General features: G+C 35.7%; 20 protein-coding genes. 19 read left to right on the top strand and 1 reads right to left on the bottom strand.

What is annotated here, in order from left to right:
* Positions 1–5: 5 nt before the first annotated feature.
* The 12 genes from uvrA (at position 6) to glmL (ending at position 13,669) form a co-directional block, all read left to right on the top strand.
* Complete coding sequence (gene uvrA / locus HMPREF1864_RS03435; RefSeq protein WP_062571451.1) at positions 6–2,822, top strand: excinuclease ABC subunit UvrA; 2,817 nt, start codon at positions 6–8, stop codon at positions 2,820–2,822.
* 1 nt (position 2,823) lies between these two features.
* Positions 2,824–3,612, top strand: a complete 789-nt coding sequence (locus HMPREF1864_RS03430; protein ID WP_062571450.1) for a L,D-transpeptidase — start codon at positions 2,824–2,826, stop codon at positions 3,610–3,612.
* 114 nt (positions 3,613–3,726) lie between these two features.
* Positions 3,727–4,581 carry a transporter substrate-binding domain-containing protein gene (locus HMPREF1864_RS03425; protein WP_082718905.1) on the top strand — a complete coding sequence of 285 codons (855 nt, stop codon included), beginning with the start codon at positions 3,727–3,729 and terminating at the stop codon, positions 4,579–4,581.
* 68 nt (positions 4,582–4,649) lie between these two features.
* Entirely contained in the window at positions 4,650–5,324 is a 675-nt protein-coding gene (locus tag HMPREF1864_RS03420) for an amino acid ABC transporter permease (RefSeq protein WP_062571448.1), read from the top strand.
* Entirely contained in the window at positions 5,317–6,039 is a 723-nt protein-coding gene (locus tag HMPREF1864_RS03415; RefSeq protein WP_062571447.1) for an amino acid ABC transporter ATP-binding protein, read from the top strand. Before HMPREF1864_RS03420 ends, HMPREF1864_RS03415 begins: the two co-directional genes overlap by 8 nt.
* A gap of 116 nt (positions 6,040–6,155) precedes the next feature.
* The gene (locus HMPREF1864_RS03410) at positions 6,156–6,839 is read left to right on the top strand and encodes a hypothetical protein (protein WP_062571446.1); all 684 of its coding nucleotides are present in this window, start codon (positions 6,156–6,158) and stop codon (positions 6,837–6,839) included.
* Positions 6,829–7,038 carry a hypothetical protein gene (locus HMPREF1864_RS03405; protein ID WP_062571445.1) on the top strand — a complete coding sequence of 70 codons (210 nt, stop codon included), beginning with the start codon at positions 6,829–6,831 and terminating at the stop codon, positions 7,036–7,038. Before HMPREF1864_RS03410 ends, HMPREF1864_RS03405 begins: the two co-directional genes overlap by 11 nt.
* 443 nt (positions 7,039–7,481) lie before the next feature.
* On the top strand, positions 7,482–9,020 hold the full coding sequence (gene hutH, locus HMPREF1864_RS03400; RefSeq protein WP_062571444.1) for a histidine ammonia-lyase: 1,539 nt from the start codon (positions 7,482–7,484) through the stop codon (positions 9,018–9,020).
* 84 nt (positions 9,021–9,104) lie between these two features.
* Complete coding sequence (gene ftcD, locus HMPREF1864_RS03395) at positions 9,105–9,998, top strand: glutamate formimidoyltransferase (protein WP_062571443.1); 894 nt, start codon at positions 9,105–9,107, stop codon at positions 9,996–9,998.
* A 9-nt stretch (positions 9,999–10,007) separates the two neighbouring features.
* Complete coding sequence (locus HMPREF1864_RS03390) at positions 10,008–11,687, top strand: formate--tetrahydrofolate ligase (protein ID WP_062571442.1); 1,680 nt, start codon at positions 10,008–10,010, stop codon at positions 11,685–11,687.
* A gap of 15 nt (positions 11,688–11,702) precedes the next feature.
* The gene (locus HMPREF1864_RS03385; RefSeq protein ID WP_062571441.1) at positions 11,703–12,329 is read left to right on the top strand and encodes a cyclodeaminase/cyclohydrolase family protein; all 627 of its coding nucleotides are present in this window, start codon (positions 11,703–11,705) and stop codon (positions 12,327–12,329) included.
* Complete coding sequence (gene glmL, locus HMPREF1864_RS03380; RefSeq protein ID WP_062571440.1) at positions 12,326–13,669, top strand: methylaspartate mutase accessory protein GlmL; 1,344 nt, start codon at positions 12,326–12,328, stop codon at positions 13,667–13,669. Before HMPREF1864_RS03385 ends, glmL begins: the two co-directional genes overlap by 4 nt.
* 223 nt (positions 13,670–13,892) lie before the next feature.
* Here glmL and HMPREF1864_RS03375 read toward each other — a convergent pair whose 3' ends face one another.
* On the bottom strand, positions 13,893–14,393 hold the full coding sequence (locus HMPREF1864_RS03375) for a hypothetical protein (protein WP_062571439.1): 501 nt from the start codon (positions 14,391–14,393) through the stop codon (positions 13,893–13,895).
* Between the two features lie 278 nt (positions 14,394–14,671).
* On the opposite strand from HMPREF1864_RS03375, the gene HMPREF1864_RS03370 reads away from it, so the two are divergent.
* Genes HMPREF1864_RS03370 through HMPREF1864_RS03340 form a run of 7 tightly spaced genes read left to right on the top strand, consistent with a single transcriptional unit; the run spans position 14,672 to position 20,029 of the window.
* The gene (locus HMPREF1864_RS03370; protein WP_062571438.1) at positions 14,672–15,160 is read left to right on the top strand and encodes an NUDIX hydrolase; all 489 of its coding nucleotides are present in this window, start codon (positions 14,672–14,674) and stop codon (positions 15,158–15,160) included.
* Between the two features lie 36 nt (positions 15,161–15,196).
* Complete coding sequence (gene cysS, locus HMPREF1864_RS03365) at positions 15,197–16,594, top strand: cysteine--tRNA ligase (protein ID WP_062571437.1); 1,398 nt, start codon at positions 15,197–15,199, stop codon at positions 16,592–16,594.
* On the top strand, positions 16,579–16,986 hold the full coding sequence (locus HMPREF1864_RS03360; RefSeq protein ID WP_062571436.1) for a Mini-ribonuclease 3: 408 nt from the start codon (positions 16,579–16,581) through the stop codon (positions 16,984–16,986). Before cysS ends, HMPREF1864_RS03360 begins: the two co-directional genes overlap by 16 nt.
* Positions 16,983–17,744 carry an FAD-dependent thymidylate synthase gene (gene thyX / locus HMPREF1864_RS03355; protein WP_062571435.1) on the top strand — a complete coding sequence of 254 codons (762 nt, stop codon included), beginning with the start codon at positions 16,983–16,985 and terminating at the stop codon, positions 17,742–17,744. Before HMPREF1864_RS03360 ends, thyX begins: the two co-directional genes overlap by 4 nt.
* Positions 17,741–18,448: a 23S rRNA (guanosine(2251)-2'-O)-methyltransferase RlmB gene (gene rlmB / locus HMPREF1864_RS03350; protein ID WP_062571434.1), complete on the top strand. Its 708-nt coding sequence runs from the start codon at positions 17,741–17,743 to the stop codon at positions 18,446–18,448. The genes thyX and rlmB overlap by 4 nt, the downstream gene beginning before the upstream one ends.
* 11 nt (positions 18,449–18,459) lie before the next feature.
* A complete protein-coding gene (locus HMPREF1864_RS03345) occupies positions 18,460–19,005 on the top strand; it encodes an NYN domain-containing protein (protein ID WP_062571433.1) in 546 nt (181 codons plus the stop codon).
* A gap of 10 nt (positions 19,006–19,015) precedes the next feature.
* Positions 19,016–20,029 (top strand): zinc-ribbon domain-containing protein, encoded by a 1,014-nt coding sequence (locus tag HMPREF1864_RS03340; protein WP_062571432.1) that lies wholly within the window; start codon positions 19,016–19,018, stop codon positions 20,027–20,029.
* The last annotated feature ends 59 nt before the right edge of the window (positions 20,030–20,088 follow it).

Below are 20,088 nucleotides of genomic sequence, written 5' to 3'. Positions count from 1 at the left end.
TTATATTGAAAGACGAAATAATAGTAAAGGGAGCTAGGGTCAACAATCTAAAAAATGTTGACCTTAAAATTCCTAGAAATAAATTTGTAGTTTTCACAGGACTTTCTGGATCGGGCAAGTCATCCCTTGCCTTTGATACAATTTATGCAGAAGGTCAAAGAAGGTATGTGGAATCTCTATCTTCCTATGCAAGACAGTTCTTGGGACAAATGGATAAGCCAGAGGTTGACTATATTGAAGGCATGAGTCCATCAATTTCCATTGACCAAAAGACTACGTCAAAGAACCCAAGGTCAACTGTGGGGACAGTTACAGAAATCTACGACTACCTAAGACTCTTGTATGCGAGAGTTGGACATGCCTTTTGTCCAGAGTGTGGAAGAGAAATTTCTTCCTATACTATAGACCAAATGGTTGACGAAATAATGAAACTAGATGAGAGGACAAGGATTCAAATTCTTTCACCAGTTGTTAGACACAGAAAGGGTCAACACAAAAAAGTTTTTGAAAAAATTAAAAAAGAAGGCCTTTTACGAGTTCTAGTTGACGGAGAAATGCACGACATTGGGGAAGAAATTGAACTTGAAAAAAATAAAAATCACGACATAGATATTGTCATTGACAGGATAATAATAAAAGAGAAAATTGAATCAAGACTTGCAGACTCACTTGAAATTGCAACAAATCTAAGTGATGGGATAGCAAAGATAAATGTAATAGATGGAGATGACATGGTCTTCTCCACAAAATTTGCCTGCCCTCACTGCAACATTATAATAGAAGAAGTTACTCCAAGGTCCTTCTCCTTCAACTCCCCTATGGGAGCTTGTGACGAGTGTAAGGGACTTGGATTTTCTAAAGAAGTTTCAAGAGACTTGGTTATTCCAAACAAAGACCTTTCCATAGATGAGGGAGCAATTGCCTGCTACTCTAACTCTAAGGGAACATATTATTATGAAATAATTTCACAAATAGCAAAGAAATTTAATTTTTCTACTAAGGAACCAATAAAAAATGCTCCAAAGGAATTTATGGAAGCAATTTTTGAAGGCTACAAGGGAAAACTTAACTTCTCTTTTAATTCTTACTTCTCTGGAGAAAAAAAATACTCTGGAGGCTTTGAGGGAATCTTAAAAAATCTAAAGAGAAGGTACACTGAATCAAGCTCTGACAGGATGTTAGATAAAATTGACGAGTTTATGGAAGAAGTCCCCTGCCCTAAGTGCCATGGAACAAGATTAAAAGATTCATCTCTTGCAATAAGAGTTGGAGGCCTAAATATCTATGAGCTAACAGAATTATCCATAGACAAGTCTCTCGAGTTTTTTGAAAATTTAGAGTTTACAAAAAATGAAATGATAATTGCTGAAGAACTTTTAAAGGAAATCAAGTCCAGGCTAGAATTCTTGGTCAACGTCGGTCTTGAATATTTATCCCTATCAAGGATGGCAGGGACACTTTCTGGTGGTGAGGCCCAAAGAATAAGGTTAGCAACTCAAATTGGGTCCCAACTTGTGGGGGTAATCTATGTACTTGATGAACCAAGTATTGGACTTCACCAAAGGGACAACGCAAAACTTCTCGAGTCCCTTAGAAATTTAACAGATATTGGCAACACCTTAATCGTTGTTGAGCATGATGAGGACACTATGTTTGCAGCAGATGAAATTGTAGACATTGGACCCCTTGCAGGAGTTAATGGGGGAAGGATTGTTGCCCAAGGAACTGCCGAAGAAATTATGGAAGTTCAAGAGTCCATAACTGGGGCCTACCTAAGTGGGAGAAAGAAAATTGAAGTTCCCAAGGAAAGAAGGGCATACACAGGCAAGTCTATAAAGGTAATAGGTGCGGAGGAAAACAACTTAAAAAATATTGATGTTGAATTCCCACTGGGACAGTTTGTCTGCGTGACAGGAGTTTCTGGATCAGGTAAGTCTTCTCTTGTAAATGAAATTCTCTACAAGAGCCTTGCCCAAAAGATAAATAAGTCTAGGATAAAACCTGGCAAGCACAAGACTATTGAAGGGCTTGATAATATTGACAAGATTGTTGACATCGACCAATCACCAATTGGTAGAACGCCAAGGTCAAACCCTGCCACTTATACCGGGGCCTTTGATATAATAAGAGATGTCTTCGCCAATACCAACGAGGCAAAGATGCGTGGCTACAAGAAGGGAAGATTTTCTTTTAACGTCAAGGGAGGAAGATGTGAGGCCTGCAAGGGTGATGGAATTTTAAAAGTTGAGATGCACTTCTTGTCTGACGTTTATGTTCCTTGTGAAGTTTGTCATGGAAAGAGATACAACCGTGAAACTCTTGAAGTAAAATACAAGGGCAAAAATATTTATGAAGTCTTAGACATGACAGTGGAAGAGGCAATTGACTTCTTCAAAAATCATGAGAGAGTTTTGAGAAAACTTGAAACCCTAAGAGATGTTGGACTTTCTTATATAAAACTAGGCCAGTCATCCACACTCCTATCAGGTGGTGAGGCCCAAAGGATAAAGCTTGCAACAGAATTATCTAAGAGGGCAACGGGAAGAACTCTTTACATCTTGGACGAGCCAACAACTGGTCTTCACTCAGAAGATGTAAATAAATTAATCAAGGTCTTGGAAGAACTTGTGGATAGGGGCAACACTGTAATAACCATTGAGCACAATCTTGATGTTATAAAGTGTGCCGACCATATTATAGACCTTGGACCAGAAGGTGGAGAAGGTGGAGGTCAAGTTATCTTCACTGGAAGACCAGAAGAAATTATTAAGTGCAAGAATTCTTATACAGGAGAATTCTTGAAGAATAAATTGGAGGATTAATTTGAAAAGGATTAAAAAAATGGCCGTTCTTGTATTGGCGGCAAGTCTTTTGCCAAGTTTTGTTTCAGCAAAGGGATTTGTGAGACCAAATGACTTTATGAATAAGTCTGGCAGTGAGAGGACCCATTCCCTAAAAAAGTGGCAGGCAAGGATGAACCTTCCTGTAACTGGTGGGATGAACGCTAAGACAAAGCAGGCTCTTTATACAGAAAATTATGAAGTTTATGATATGGTAACTAATCCACCAACAAGTGGGACTTGGATTGTGGTTAACAAGTCTAGGAGGACACTTACTCTTTACAAGGGAGGTCAAGCTATTGGAAAGTTCCCTGTAACTCTTGGAGCAAATTCAACTCCAACCCCATCAGCAAAGGCAAAAATTCACAATATGCACAAGAATCCTGCCTGGGGTGGAATGGGAGGTAAGTACACTCCGGCTGCATCAAATGATCCAAAGAACCCTCTTGGAGAAAGATGGATGGGTCTAAGCATACCAGGGGAAAGTGGTTATGGAATTCATGGCAACATAAAACCTCTTCAAATTGGTGGCTACTATTCCAATGGTTGCATAAGGATGTTTAACTACGATATAGAAAATGAAGTTTTTCCACAGATGAGGGTTGGAGCACCAGTTTGGTTGGGGACAGATGCAGAATTAGAATCTTGGGGAGTTTACCAATTCTCAAGACCTAAGAAGGCAGAGGCGAAGCCAGTAGAAAAGCAAAAGCCTGTAGAAGAAAATACTAACCCAATCGAAAAAGTTCCAGCAGGTGACCTACTAGAATTTTAAGTTAATAAAGTAGCTTTAGGTCATTGAAAATCATAAGCCTTTGAGTTATAATGTTTCTTAAAATTGAAGCGAAAGCTTTAAGAAGGCTATTTTAAATTAAAACGGGAGGAAATTATGAAAAAGAAAATTTTTAGTATTGCACTTGTTGCAATGACGGCCCTTTTATTATTTGGGTGTGGAAAAAAAGAGGACGCAAAGGAAGAAGCTAAGGAAGCAGTTAAGTTTGAAATAAAAACTACTGGACCAACAATTGATGCTATTAAGAAGAAGGGAAAAATAGTTCTTGGAACTTCAGCAGACTTCCCACCAATGGAATGGACATCCTTCCAATCTGGTAAGGAAGAATTTACAGGTGTTGACCTTGCAATTGCAAAATCAATTGCAGATTCACTTGGAGTTGAACTTGAAGTTAAGAACATGGCTTTCGAAGGACTTCTTGCTTCACTAAACTCAGGCGACGTTGATATGGTTCTTGCAGGAATGGGTGCTGACGAAGAAAGAAAGAAACAAGTTGACTTCTCTGAAGAATATTCAAAGGGAAAACAAGTTTTACTTGTAACTGAAGAAAATAAAGACAAGTATAAAACTTTTGATGATCTTAAAGGAAAAACTATTGGTACACAACTTGGTTCACTTCAACAAAAATTTGCAACTGAAAAGTTTGGAGATAAGTGCAAGGGATTTGATCTTAACAATGTAATCATTGAACAATTAAAGAACAAGTCTATTGACGCAGCTTTCTTATCAGAACTTCCAGCAAAACAATTTGCATCAATAACAGATGGACTTGTTATTATAGATGGCTTAGGAATTCCAGATGAAAGTGGCTTTGCAGTAGCAATTAAAAAGGGTAACGACGACTTAACAGGAGCTGTTAATGAAGTTGTTAAAGGATTAAAAGATTCAGGCCAAATAGAAAAATGGTTTGATGAGTATATTGAATTATCTAACAAAGAGGCAATGAAATAATTAAATATTCCCTACATTAAATGTGGGGAATTTTTATTTTATAAACTTTTAAAAAATAAGGGGAAATTATGGGAATTATGAATCAATTTGTTTTCATTGAGAGATACCTGCCAACTTACTTAAATGGTGCCATAACAACTATTGAACTTTCGATAATTGGTGTCCTTCTAGGTTTTACCCTTGGCGTAATTCTTGCTCTAATGAAAACATCGAAAATGAAAATTTTAAATATCTTGTCAAGCATCTACATCGAAATTGTAAGGGGAACCCCAATGCTTGTACAAATAATGATAGTTTACTTTGGACTAAAGAAGATTATTCCAGAACAATTTACACTTTTGACTGCACCAATGTTCTTGTGTGCACTTTCAATTTCTTTAAACTCAGCAGCCTATGTTGCTGAAATAATAAGGTCGGGTATATCTTCAGTTGATCCTGGACAAATGGAAGCTGCAAGATCTCTTGGACTTAACAAAAAGCAAGCGATGATGAAAATTATTATGCCACAAGCAATAAAGAATATTTTACCAGCCCTAGTAAATGAATTTATTACACTTATTAAGGAATCATCTATAACTTATACAGTAGGGGTTGGAGAATTAATGTACGCAGGCAAAACTATTTCTTCAGGTACTTATCAATTAGTAAAACCCTTCGTATTTGTAGCTGTAATTTATTTTATAATGACCTTTAGCCTTTCAAAGGCTTTAGGACTTCTAGAAAGGAGACTTGCAAATGATTAAGGTAGAAAATCTTACAAAATCCTTTGGAGAACTTGAGGTCCTAAAGGGAATAAATCAAGAGATAAAAGATGGAGAAGTAGTTGTTGTCATTGGACCATCAGGTTCAGGTAAGTCAACTTTTTTAAGATGCTTAAATCTTTTGGAAGAGCCAACAGGTGGCAAAATTTTTGTAGACGATGAAGAGATAACTTCAAAGAATGTTGATATAAATAAGATTCGTGAAGAAATGGGAATGGTATTTCAATCCTTTAACCTCTTCAACAATTTAAATGTTATTGACAACATTACACTTGCACCTACACTCGTTAGGAAGCTTGAAAAATCTGAAGCAGAAAAAAAGGCAAGAGACTTACTAGCAAGAGTTGGACTTCCTGACAAGGCAGAGGCCTTTCCAAAGTCCTTATCAGGTGGACAAAAACAAAGAATTGCAATTGCAAGGGCACTTGCAATGAATCCAAAGGTAATGCTATTTGATGAACCAACATCAGCCCTTGACCCAGAAATGGTTGGCGAAGTTCTTGACATAATGAAGGACCTCGCTAGGGAAGGTATGACCATGGTAGTTGTTACTCACGAGATGGGCTTTGCAAGAGAAGTGGGTGACAGAATTATCTTTATGGACGGCGGCAACGTCGTAGAAGAAGGCAGCCCAGAAGAAATTTTTGGCAATCCACAAAACGATAGGACTAAAGACTTCTTAGGAAAAGTTCTTTAATAACTTTTAAAAATTTAAATCAAATGACTTAGTTAAGGCTAGGTCATTTTTTATTGCAGTTTTGTATCGTAGAAAATAAATTTTTAATGATATAATTTTTTTAAGGAGTGAGTGCGATGAAGTGTTTAATGAAAAATTTAATTATTCTTTTCGCTCTTATTTTTTTAACTCTCGCCTTCCTTGAAAGGACTGCCTACAAATCCTACAGTGAAGGTGGGAAGGTATCTAAGCAAGAAGTGAAGTTAGATGAAGACCAGGACAATAAAAATTTTGAAATTTTAGAAGTGACTAGTGATGAGAAGAAACAAATGGAAGAGAGTCTTGGCTATGAAATTGCAGAAATAAAACACATCAGGCTCCTTGATAAGGATGACTACACAAAAGAAGATGTGAACAATAAAGAAGCTTACACAATTGAAAATATTTCAGAAGTTAAGGATGCCTTAGAATTTGATGGAAGAGATGTCTATGAGTTAATCTATAAAAATAAAAAGTATAAAGAAGCTGGAATTAAAATAGGAAATAAGATTTTAAAAAATGATTACATGGTGGACCTTCCTATAGACGCAAGAATAATTTCCAATGCCTTGGGCTTCGATGTGAAAGAGAAACATAAAATTGACTTGGATCTTGAGTTAAAAATTGAAGGAAAAGCTTTTGCTACACTTAGTCTTTTCCTTGAGATAAATCATTACGACTTTGAAGTACATAAAAATGGAAGGGAAGTATCAAAAGGGAGAGCTAAGAAAGTTGTGGGAGCTTATTTAATAGTAAGAAAGGATGAAAGAAATGAAATCTAGAGACAAGTATATTATCACTGGTGTGGTCATGACTCTTATATTAATAATATTTTTACACTTCATGCCACTTTTGGACTTAAGAGTTACATCCTCTTATCAAAAGAACTTACTTGAGTATGTTAAGGATGACATTACAATAATAATTGCCTTTATACTTTCTATAGGGCTTATTGTTTATGGACTAATAAAGAAGGATTAAGATGAATTTATGACTTAGGCGACTAAGTCCTTTTTTATGTAAACTTTATTTTGCCTTTTGCTAATATGTATTCAAATATAGATTAAAACTAATAACATATTTTATTTAAGTTATTGAGAAAAAATAAATATTATTAAGAAGTTTTTCCAAGAAAAAAGATAATAGCATACATTATAGCGTGTAATCGAAGAAACAGACTATCAAGAAAACGTATTAAAACATTGTACTTTTTTAGCAAATTGAGTTTAATTTTTATGAAAATTATTGACAATAGTTTATGTTTAGAATAAAATCAACTTAGAAAACATTTGCAAGGAATTTTCTAAGCAAGTGTAGAAATTTTGGCAACTACTTTTCAAAAGATGACTTAATGTTTCATCTTTAATATTTTCTTTTGAATTAGTAAGTAAGATGTAATGTATTAAAAGAAAGGGAGTACAATTATGAACAAAGTAGTATTAACAGGCAACGATCTTGATCTTGAACAATTAGTAGCCGTATGTAGAGACCACGTTAAGGTAGAAATTGATGAAAAGGCTATCGCTGATGTAAACAAGTCAAGAAAATATGTTGAAGAAATCGTAGAAGAAGAAAGAGTTGTTTATGGAATCAACACTGGTTTTGGTTCTCTATCAAGAGTAAGTATCTCTAAAGAAGATTCAGCTCAACTTCAAGAAAACATTATTAGAACTCACGCTTCTGGATTTGGCAACCCACTTCCTGAAGATGAAGTAAGAGGAGTTATGCTTATTAGAATCAACTCACTTCTAAAGGGTGTTTCTGGTATCAGACTTTCTACTATTGAATTACTTCTTGAAATGTTAAACAGAAACGTAGTACCATTTATTCCAGAAAAGGGATCTCTTGGAGCTTCTGGTGACTTAGCACCACTTGCACACATGGTTCTTCCAATGCTTGGACTAGGAAAAGCTTATTATGAAGGTGAACTTCTTCCAGGTAAGGTTGCTATGGAAAAAGCTGGTTTAAAACCAATCGCACTTGCAGCTAAAGAAGGTCTTGCACTTATTAATGGTACAACAGTTCTTACAGCAACTGGAGCACTTGCAACTTACGATGCACTTAAACTTTCTAAGATTGCTGATATCGCAGGAGCTATGTCTTGTGAATCTGCTAGAGGAATCATTGATGCATTCTGGGAAGAACTTCACACAATTAGACCACACGCTGGATCACTTAAGACTGCTGAGAACTTAAGAAATATTCTTGATGGTTCAACTTATATCACTCACACAGCTGAACTTAGAGTACAAGATGCTTATACATTTAGATGTATGCCACAAATTCACGGTGCTTCTAAAGACACTCTTGAATATGTTAAAGAAAAAGTTGAAATCGAACTTAACTCTGCAACTGATAACCCAATCATCACTCACGATGGCAAGGTAATTTCTGGTGGTAACTTCCACGGAGAACTTATGGCACAACCACTTGACTTCTTAGCAATTGCAGTTTCTGAACTAGGCAATGTTTCTGAAAGAAGAATTGAAAGAATGGTTAACACTACACTTTCTGGAATGCCTTCATTCTTAGTAAAACACCCTGGTCTAAACTCTGGTTTTATGATTACTCAATATGCAGCAGCTGCTTTAGCATCAGAAAACAAAACTTTATCTCACCCAGCAAGTGTTGACTCAATAACATCTTGTGAAAACCAAGAAGACTTCGTTTCTATGGGTAACTGGGCATCAAGAAAAGCAAGAGAAGTTGTTAAGAATACAGCTAGAATTCTAACTACTGAACTTATGATAGCTGCTCAAGCACTTGACTTCAGAATGGAAATGGAAGACAACAAATATCAACTTGGTAAGGGAACAAAAGTTGCTCACGATGTAATAAGAAAACAAGTTGCATTTATCGAAGATGATAAGTCTGTTGAAATCTACGAAGAACTTGAAAAAGCACAAGAACTTATTAACACTGGCAAACTTCTTGAAGAAGTTGAAAAGGTAGTAAAATTTTAATAAATAGTAAGATAATTAACCTATAATATAGAAGTAAGCGAAAAAGTATTAAATAATAATTCAAATAAATAGGAGGAAAATTAATTGAAAAGAGTAATGTGTATTCCTAACTATTCTGAAGGTAGAGACCTTGGAAAAGTTGAAAAAATCACAGAATGTTTTAGGGCAAAGGAAAATGTAAAGCTAATTGACTACCAACCAGATGCTGACCACAACAGACTTGTTGTTGAAGTAATTGGTGAACCAGAAGCTGTTATTGCTGCAGTTCTTGAATCTGTAAAGGTTGCAACTGAAGTCATCGATATGTCTAAGCACGAAGGTGCTCACCCAAGAATGGGTGCAGTTGATGTTATACCTTTCGTTCCAGTAACTGAATGTACAACTGAAGAATGTGTTGAATATGCAAACAAGGTTGGTAAGGCTATAGGAGAAATGGGAATTCCTGTTTACCTATATGAAGATGCTGCAACAAGCCCAGACAGAAAGAACCTTGCTAAGGTTAGAAAGGGACAATACGAAGGATTCTTCGACAAAATCAAAGAACCTGAATGGAAACCTGACTACGGTCCACAAGAAATGAATGTTAAATCTGGAGCTACAGCTGTTGCTGCAAGATTCCACCTAGTTGCATTTAACGTAAACTTAAACACAAAGGACTTAGCTATTGCTGATAAAATTGCAAAAACAGTTCGTCACATTGGTGGAGGTCTTAGATTCTGTAAGGCTATTGGTCTTGAACTAGAAGAAAAGGGTTTAACACAAGTATCAATGAACCTTGTAAATTATGAAAAGACTGCAATTTACCAAGCTCTTGAAATGGTAAAATCAGAAGCTAAGAGATATGGAGTAACTGTTGTTAACACAGAACTTATTGGACTTCTTCCACTACAAGCTCTTGTTGATTCAGCAGCTTACTACATGCAAATTGATGGATTTAAACAAGAACAAGTTCTAGAAACACTTTTAATAGAGGAGTAATTAAGTAAAATGGGATTTAAAACAGATATACAAATAGCTGATGAAGCAACAATGCTTCCAATTGAAGAAGTAGCTGCAAAGATTGGGTTCGAAAAAGACGATCTTGAACAATATGGTAAATATAAGACTAAGATTTCTTGGGATGCAATCAAGAGAATCGAAGAAAACAATGAAAATGGTAAATTAATTCTTGTTTCTGCTATTTCTCCAACACCAGCAGGTGAAGGTAAATCTACAGTTTCCATTGGTCTTACTCAAGGACTTAATAGACTTGGAAAGAAATCTGCAGTAGCTCTTCGTGAACCATCTCTTGGACCAGTATTTGGTGTTAAGGGTGGAGCTGCAGGTGGTGGATACTCACAAGTAGTTCCTATGGAAGATATTAACCTTCACTTCACAGGAGACCTTCACGCAATGACAGCTGCAAATAACCTTATTTCAGCTTGTATAGATAACCACATTCACCAAGGAAATGCTCTAAGAATTGACTGTAGACAAATTACTTGGAAGAGAGTTATCGATATGAATGATAGATCTCTTAGAAATGTTGTTATATCTCTTGGTAAAAAAGCTGATGGCTTCCCTAGAGAAGACCACTTCATGATCACAGTTGCATCTGAAATCATGGCAGTTCTTTGTCTATCAGAAAACATTGAAGACTTAAAGAACAGACTAGCTAAGATGATTATTGGCTACAACCTAGACAATCAACCTGTAACAGTTGCAGATCTTGAAATCCAAGGTGCTGTTGCAATGCTTCTTAAGGATGCACTAAAACCAAATATGGTACAAACTCTTGAAAATACACCAGCCTTTATTCACGGTGGACCTTTCGCTAATATTGCACATGGATGTAACTCTATCCTAGCTACAAAACTTGCACTTGCTACAAGTGATTATGCAGTTACAGAAGCTGGATTCGGTGCTGACCTTGGTGCTGAAAAATTCATGGACATTAAATGTAGGATGGCAGGTCTTGCTCCAGATGCAGTTGTAATCGTTGCAACAATTAAGGCTCTTAAGATGCACGGTGGAGTAGATAAAAAAGAACTTAAGGCAGAAAATGTTGAAGCTCTTGAAAAGGGATTTGCTAACTTAAGACGTCACGTTGAAAATATTAAGAAGTTTGGTGTTCCAGCTATTATTGCCATCAACAGATTTGCTGATGATACTGAAGCTGAAATCGCTAAGTTAGAAGAACTTTGTAAAGAACTTGGAGTAAGAATTTCACTTTGTGAATGTTTCGCAAAGGGTGGAGAAGGTGCAGAAGACCTTGCTAAACAAGTTGTTGAACTAATCGACGAAGGAAAATCTGACTTCAAACTACTTTACGATGTAAATGCATCTATCGTTGACAAAGTAAACACAATTGTTAAAGAAATCTACAGAGGTAGAGAAGCTAAATTCACTAAGGCTGCAATGAACCAAGTTAAAAAACTTGAAGAAATTGGTCTTGACAAGCTTCCAATCTGTGTTGCTAAGACACAATTCTCATTTACTGATGATCAAAAGATAATGGGAGCACCTACAGACTTTGACATTGAAATTCAAGATGTAAGAGTATCTGCAGGAGCAGGCTTCATCGTTGTTCAAACTTCAAACATCATGATAATGCCAGGACTTCCAAAAGTTCCAGCTGCTAACAAGATGGATATTGACAACGACGGAGTTATTACTGGATTATTCTAATTCTCGGGAGGAAAAATGCTTAAAGATTTAAATATAGTAGAATTTGCAAATGAAACAGCTTCAGATTCACCAGCACCTGGTGGTGGATCTATTGCTGCTCTAAATGCATCAATGGCTGCTTCACTTCTTGCAATGGTTGCAGGACTAACTGTTGGCAAGAAAAAATATATGGACGTTTCTGAAAGAATGGAAGAAATTCAAGCAAAACTTTTAAAATACAAGGATGAATTTGTTGATGGAATCGACAAAGACGCCAACTCTTTTAATGGTGTTATGGACGCTATGAAACTTCCTAAGGAAACTGAAGAAGAAAAAGCAGCAAGATCAGAAAAAATTCAAGAAGGATACAGAAATGCAATTGAAGTACCTCTTGGACTTGGAATGAAAGTTACTGAATTATACGATTACGCAAGAGAACTTGCTGAAAAAGGTAATTCAAATGCAATCACTGACGTAGCAGTAGCTCTATTAAACATTGAAGCTGCAGTTCACGGAGCTTTCTTAAATGTAATCATCAACCTTAACTCACTTAAGGATCAAAATTACAGACACGAACTTGAAGAGAAAATGGCTGCTACAAGAAAGATTGTAGAAAAGAATCACGCAGAAATTATGAAAGTGGTAGATGAAAAATTAGCATGATTTATCTTTTAGTCGATGTTGGATCAACTTATACAAAGTTGCATTTAGTGGATACAAGTAAAAATGTAATTTTGGCTGGAGCTTCAAGTTATACTACTGTGGAGACCGATGTTAGAGAAGGCTTTAACAAGGCTTATAAAAAGCTAAGAGAAATCTCTGATGTTAAATATGATAAAATATTGGGTTGTTCTTCAGCATCAGGAGGACTAAAGGTCATAGCCATAGGTTTTTCAAAAAGCCTTACTACTGACGCTGCAAGACTTGCGTCACTATCAAGTGGTGCCAGGATTTTAAATGTTTATTCCTACGAACTCAAGGACGAAGAAGTAGAAGAAATAAAATCCGCTGGTGCCGATATCATAGTCTTATGTGGTGGAACTGACCACGGCAACAAGGACAACATAATCTACAATGCAAAGAAACTTGCAAAGGGGTCACTTAAGACTCCTGTAGTTGTGGCAGGAAATATTGACACTCATGAAGAAATAAGGGACATCTTTACAAAAGCTAATGTCCCTTGTGACTTCACAGAAAATGTCATGCCGACAACAAACACAATAAATTATAGGCCACTTAGACAGACAATTGGAGATCTTTTCATTAAGACTATCGCCCATGCAAAGGGGATTGATTTATTAAGTCAAGATTTTGAAATATTATTGCCAACTCCAGTTGCAGTTCAAAAGGCAATGTCAGTCTACGCCAAATATTTGGATAAGGTTATATTATCCGTTGACATAGGCGGGGCAACTACAGATATTCATTCCATAGGTAAAACTTATTATGGAGAAGAAAATGTCATCTCACCTCCCATTGATGAGCCCTATGAAAAGAGAACGGTTGAAGGCGATATGGGTATGAGGTACTCTGCAACTGCTCTTTATGAGTCAGTTGGAGAAGAGCCCTTCTTAAAGTTTGGAATAAAAGATGCCAAGGAAAAAACTGAATTTCGTTTTAACCATACTAGCTATATTCCAGACAATGAAGAAGACCTATTCTTTGACAATGTCTTGTGTTATATAGCAACTCATACTTCCCTTATGAGACACGTTGGGCACATAAAAAAAATTAAAACACCTACTAGAACTATTTATGAGCAGTATGGAAAAGATTTGAGACCAGCAGAAATGTTTATTGGCACTGGTGGATCACTCATTAATTCTAATGAGCCAAAGAAAATCCTATCAGCCATTAAGGACTTAGATGAAAAATATCTAATTAACAGGGACGTTAAATGTTATTTAGATAAGGAGTATATCCTATCATCAGCTGGACTAATTTCTACTGTGGATGAAGAAGCTTCATACAAATTATTAAAGAAATATCTTAAAGAATTATAAAAACTTTTAGAAGTTACCATTTTTGGTAGCTTCTTTTTTTATGGAATTTTAAATTGCTTAGCTTTTTAAGTTAAAGAAAAAATTTTCGTTGAGCTGGAAGAAACTAAAAATTTATTTTTGATTAAGTGCTTGTGACCTTTTAATGAAAATAAAATTTAAAATTTACTAAGACAATAAAAACGCTACTTGTAAATCAATGCAAGTAGTCTTTGTTTTTAATATTTTATTTTATAGATTTAAACACCAAAAAATAATTTTCAGCATAGAGAATTATATTAAGTAAAAGAAAGCTAATGAAATATTTTTTATTCACAGCTTCAAGTTTTGAAAACTTATATAGGTTTAAGAAGAAAATAAGTCCAGTAATTATGAGTCCAAGATAAATATCAGCAGGTCTTGAGAAGTAAAGATCAGTAGGAGGACCAAAGATTCCTAAATCCAAAATAATAAGTAGGGGCAAGTTAATTATTATAATAAGTTCGAGAAAGATTGGCTTGAGATTTTTAGCCTTATCAATGTAAGCACTTATAAGAACTCCAAGAATTAAAATTAAGGAAAAAATTCTCATTTGACTTAAGAGTAAGGCAAACAACATGGAGGTATACTGAATATTTGTTGCAATTGTGTTTAGCTCATCTATTCTCTTATTAAATTTTGGAATAATAAAATTAATAGAGATAAATCCCAATAAAAATATAAGCAAAAAAAATTTTTGAAAATCCATATAAGTCCTCCTTTTTTTTAATTATAACATAGCTTAGAAAAACTCTAAAATAAATAATAAATTTGAATTAATTGCATCAATGAAGTCAATTTAGAAGTGGAAGCTTTTGTGTGCTTGTTTAAAAATTGAGAAAAATTATTTCAGATTGTAAGTAAAAAAATTATAAACAATCATAGAAAGTATGCCAGTGTTTTTAAGTCTAATTATACTCAAATAAAGTCCTTATAATCTTTAAAAAAGCCTAATAATAGTGTAAAATATCTATAAGGAGTTTTGTCGTGGAATATTGGGATGTATATGATAAAAAAGGAAAATGGAAGAGGCGAGCCATAAGAAAGGGCGAGCGTCTTAAAAATAGTGATTACCACCTTATAGTTGAGGGATGGATCCTAAGGGATGATGGAAATTTTATTATCCAGAGAAGGTCTCTTAATAAAAAATCCTTTGCTGGCATGTGGTACTGCTCTGCTGGTGGGTCTGTTATATCTAGAGAGACTCCCAAGGAGGGCATGGTCCGTGAGTTCAAAGAAGAGCTTGGCGTTGATATAAGTGAAGATGAACTTAGACTCAAGAGGATTATCACTGAAAAAAACACAATATTTTATATTTTTCTAGTGCGTAAAAATATTTCTCTTGATGAAATAGTCATGCAGGAGGAAGAGGTTATGGATGTTGACATAGCCAGCGTAGAAAAGATTCAACAAATGATTGAAGACAAAACTTTTATTGGACTTGATTACTACGAAAAATTTTTCAAAGGTATATAATCGTCTCAAGTGAGGCGTTTTTTTATAGGAGGATTTATGAAATTATACAATACTCTAAGTAGGAAGAAGGAAGACTTTGTTCCAATTAAGGAAGGCGAAGTTGGAATCTACAACTGTGGTCCAACTGTTTACAACTTTATCCACGTTGGTAACGCAAGGCCTCTTGTTGTCTTTGACACTTTGAGAAGGTACTTTGAATACAAGGGGATGAAGGTTAAATTTGTTGTTAACTTTACAGATATTGACGATAAGATGATCAACAAGGCAAATGATGAAGGCGTTAAGGTTTCTGACATTGCTGAAAGATATATAAAAGAATTTAAGAAGGATGCAGGTGGACTTCACCTTTATGATTATGAAACCATAAATCCTAGGGCAACTGAACACATTGATGAAATAATTGACTTCGTCCAAACCCTAATAGACAAGGGAGCAGCCTATGTTTCCAATGGAGATGTCTACTTTGACATTAGCCATGCTAAGGACTATGGCAAGCTTTCAAAGAAGAATCTTGATGACCTAATTTCTGGTCACAGGGTCGATATAAATGACAACAAGAAAAACCCACAAGACTTTGCCCTTTGGAAGAATAAAAAAGAAGGAGAACCATTCTGGCAAGCACCTTGGGGAGAAGGAAGACCTGGCTGGCACATTGAGTGTTCTGTCATGGCAAAGACTATTATTGGAGATAACATCGACATTCATACTGGTGGCGAGGATTTACAATTCCCTCACCACGAAAATGAAATTGCCCAATCAGAAACTTGCAACGGAGTTCCCTTTGCTAACTACTGGCTCCACAACGGAATGATAACTGTTGACAACGAAAAGATGTCAAAATCCAAGGGTAACTTCTTCACAGTTAGAGAAATTTCTGATGAGTTTGACCTAGAAGTTTTGAGGTTCTTCCTTTTGACAACTCAATACCGTTCACCAATTAACTTCTCAAGAGAAGTAATGGAACAGACAAAAAATTCAAGCAAGAGACTTTACAATGCAAAGTACAAGCTTGAAGATGCCATAGAAAAAACTTCTGTAGAAAAAATCACAGAAGATGAAGAAAATTTATTAAAGGGCTATGACAAGCATATTGAAAAGTTTGAAACAGCCTTGGAAGATGACTTAAACACTGCTGATGCCATTACAGCAATCTTTGACCTAGTTAAGGACATCAACTTAAATCTTGACGAAAATTCTTCAAAGGAAGTTCTTGAAAAATCCTTAGAACTTCTTAAGAAGCTCACTAAGGTTCTTGGAATAATGGAAGAAGAAAGAGAAGAAATCTCAGGCGACATTGAAGAACTTATCAAGGAAAGAAATGAAGCAAGAAAGAACAAGAACTTTGCTAGGGCTGATGAAATTCGTGATGAGTTAAAGAATATGGGAATTGAAATAGAAGATACGAGAAGTGGAACAACTTGGAAGAGAATTTAAATTTTTTAGAAGTCAAAAATTACACTGAAGCCGAGGTAAGGGAGCTAAGTCCCCTTGCCCTAGCCTATATAGGTGATGCTTGTTTTGAAATCTTAGTTAGGAGTGAAATCTTGGACATAAGAAAGAACCCCAACAAGCTTCACAGGGAAAGCATAAGGTATGTGAGGGCCAAGGGTCAAAGAGACCTTTTTGAAAAAATAGAAGATATTTTAACGGAAGATGAAAAGAGAATTTATAAGAGGGGAAGAAATGCCAAGTCCCACACAGTTCCCAAGAATGCAGACCCTATAGATTATAGGATTGCAACTGGCGTGGAGGCACTTTATGGCTACCTCTACCTCTTAAAGAGATATGATAGGATTAGAGACTTATTTAAGGAGATGATAGGATGAAGGTAAAAATTATTTCCCACACGATGGATCCAGACAAGACTATTGCTGCGGCTGCTAAACTTTGCTATTCAAGAGTTGGTGTTGAAGAAATTACGGAAAATTTAACAGAAGAATCTACAGAAAAGTTTTTAAATAGACTTTTGTCTTTTTCTCACCTATCACCACTTGAACATGTTAGCTTTACCTTTGCTATTGAAGGAGTTTCAAGGACTCTTACTCATCAACTTGTAAGGCATAGGATTGCATCCTATTCACAACAATCCCAAAGGTATGTAAAGCTTGATTCCTTTGAATACATTATTCCACCTCAAATCGAAAAAAATGAGGAAGCGAAAAAAGTTTTTATAGAAGCTATGAAGAGGGACCAAGAGGACTACGACAAGCTAGTTGAAATATTAGTGGAAGAAAATGCAAGACCACTAATAGCAGAGGGAATGGATGAAGTCAAGGCAAGAAAGTCTGTAGAAAAAATGTCCATAGAAGATGCTAGGTATGTCTTTCCTAATGCTTGTGAGACAAAAATTGTTGTAACAATGAATGTTAGAACTCTCCAACACTTCTTTACAGTGAGATGTTGCGAAAGAGCCCAATGGGAAATCAGAGACCTTGCAACAGAAATGTTAAGAGAAGTAAAGGAAGTAGCACCACTTCTATTTAGGGACGAAGGACCAGGCTGCGTAAGTGGACCCTGCCCTGAAGGTAAAATGACTTGTGGCAAGGCAAAGGAAATTAGAGAGAAGTTTAAGAATTTAAAATGAAATATATATATGGAAGAGGCCCCGTTATGGAGGCCATTAAAAATGAAGAAGTAGAAAAAATTTATGTAGGGAAAAATGCCAGCGGGTCTATTAAAAAAATCCTTGGAATGGCAAGAGATGCAAAGGTCCCTACAGTTACAAGTGACAATGAAAAGCTAGAAGAACTTGCTGGCACAAAAAACCACCAAGCAGTGGTTGCTCTTGTAAGTGACTTTGAATACATTGAGCTTGAAGACCTAATGAGAAAGTTAGAAGGCAAGGAAGACGCAAGTATTTTCATACTTGATAAGATAGAAGACCCTCACAATTTTGGAGCAATAGCAAGAAGTTGTAACTTCTTTGGCATTGACGCCATAATCTTCCCAAATAGGAGGGCAGCAACAGTAAACGACACTGTAGTAAAATCTTCTGCAGGCGCAATTTATGACATTGATGTCTGCAAGGTTTCAAATATTTCTCAATCCATTGACAAGTTAAAGGAAGCAGGCTTTTGGATTTATGCAACGGACCTTGAGGGAGAAGATATAAGAGAGTGTGACTTCTCTGGCAAGGCAGCAATAGTTATAGGCAACGAAGGCAAGGGAGTTTCAAAAAATATTTTGAAGAACTCAGACAAGACCATAACTATTCCAAACTTCTCTGACTTTGATTCCCTTAACGCTTCAGTTGCAGCAGCAATTGTAATGTATGAGATTAGAAGATAACAGAGAAAAAAATGAGAAGGCGAGCAAGTAGGTATAGAAGAGATGTAAACTATCTCTTTGTAGATGGATACAATATAATAAATTCTTGGCAACCCTTAATAGAATTGAAAAATATATCCATGGAAGATGCGAGGAATGAATTAATTGATATAATGATTGAATTTTCTCACATAAGTAGGGAGCACATAATCCTAGTCTTTGATGCCTACTTGGTAAAAAAATCTGGCGGCAATACTTATAAGAAAGACGGGATTGACATAATCTTTACCAAGGAGTTTGAAACAGCAGACCATTATATTGAAAGACAGCTAGATGTAATAGGAAGGCTCACCAAGGTTCGTGTAGCCACAAGTGACAATGTGGAGCAGCAAATAATTTTATCTCGTGGTGGAACGAGGATTTCTGCTAGGGAGCTTGAGGCTGAAGTAAATCATTCCAAAAACAAGGTCAATTATCTTGCCAAGAGACTAAAGGAAGAAAGGGTTACAGCCCTTGATGAAGATGTAATTCATAAACTAAGACAATTAAAGCAGGATATTTCAAAGAAAAAAAGTTAGGAGGGTTAAGATGAAGTGTAGAAATTGTGGAAAAGAAAATAAAGAAGATGCTTTATTTTGTATGGACTGTGGTCACGATTTAAGAGAAGATAGAGACTTCTCTAAAACAGAAATTATAAATAAGGATCACAGTTATTATGAAGAAGACGATACTAAGATAGTAAAAAATAATTCTTTTAAAGATAATTCCATGGGCTTAAAACAAAAGGGTCTAGTCTTTGGATTAGTTGTTGTGGGATTAATAGTATTCTCTCTAATATTTAATTTTGGCTTTAGCAAGTATAAGTACTCAAAACTTGAGACATCTGCAAAGGCTAATCTTGAAGCAAAGAATTATAAGGAAGCAAGAGAAAAATTTAGCCAACTTTATGAAAAGTCATCTGATAAAAAGTACTTAGATGAAATCAACAAGATTGATAAGATGTTAGAAACTAAGGACCTTTTAAATAAGGCTAATAAGAAATATGAAGAGAGAGACTATGAAACTTCTCTTGCCAACCTAAAGGAAATTCAAACTGAAGACGATGATGAACTTAGAGAAAAAGTTGATGGACTTATTAAGAAAAACTACGATGGAATTAAGTCTGAAATAATGCAACTTAAAGCTAATAATAATTATGAAGGAGCTATTAATAGGTTAAATGAATACCTTACTGTTGATCCTGACAACGCAGATTTTAAAAAGATGCTTGAAGATTTAAATCTTGAAAAGACAAACGACGAAAAGAAGGCTCAAGAAGAAAGTGAAGCCACAAAGCAAAAGGCCAGAGCTGATGAGCTAGAAGCTCAGATACAAAGACTTCAAAATCTTGAAGTGTCAAGCCTAGTTGGCACATATCAATTTGTAACTTCAGGCAAGGCAAATGTAAGAAGTGGACCTGGATTTGCCTACAGCATCTCTTATGTTCTTCACAGAGGTGACTCAGTTTATGTTTACGACACTAGACGTTCAGATGGAAGAACTTGGTGTAACATTGGTGACGGATGGATAAGCTACAGGACATTAAACGGCGAAGCAAAATAATAAAGTTAAGACAGTCGAGAGACTGTCTTCAGATTGTAGACAAACCCAGGAATAATTCC

It is taken from the genome of Peptoniphilus sp. DNF00840, from assembly GCF_001553125.1.
In the GTDB taxonomy this organism is placed as follows: Bacteria; Bacillota; Clostridia; order Tissierellales; family Peptoniphilaceae; genus Peptoniphilus_A; species Peptoniphilus_A vaginalis.
Note: the sequence above shows the minus strand (reverse complement) of the source record. Positions and strands in the feature narration are given on the sequence as shown.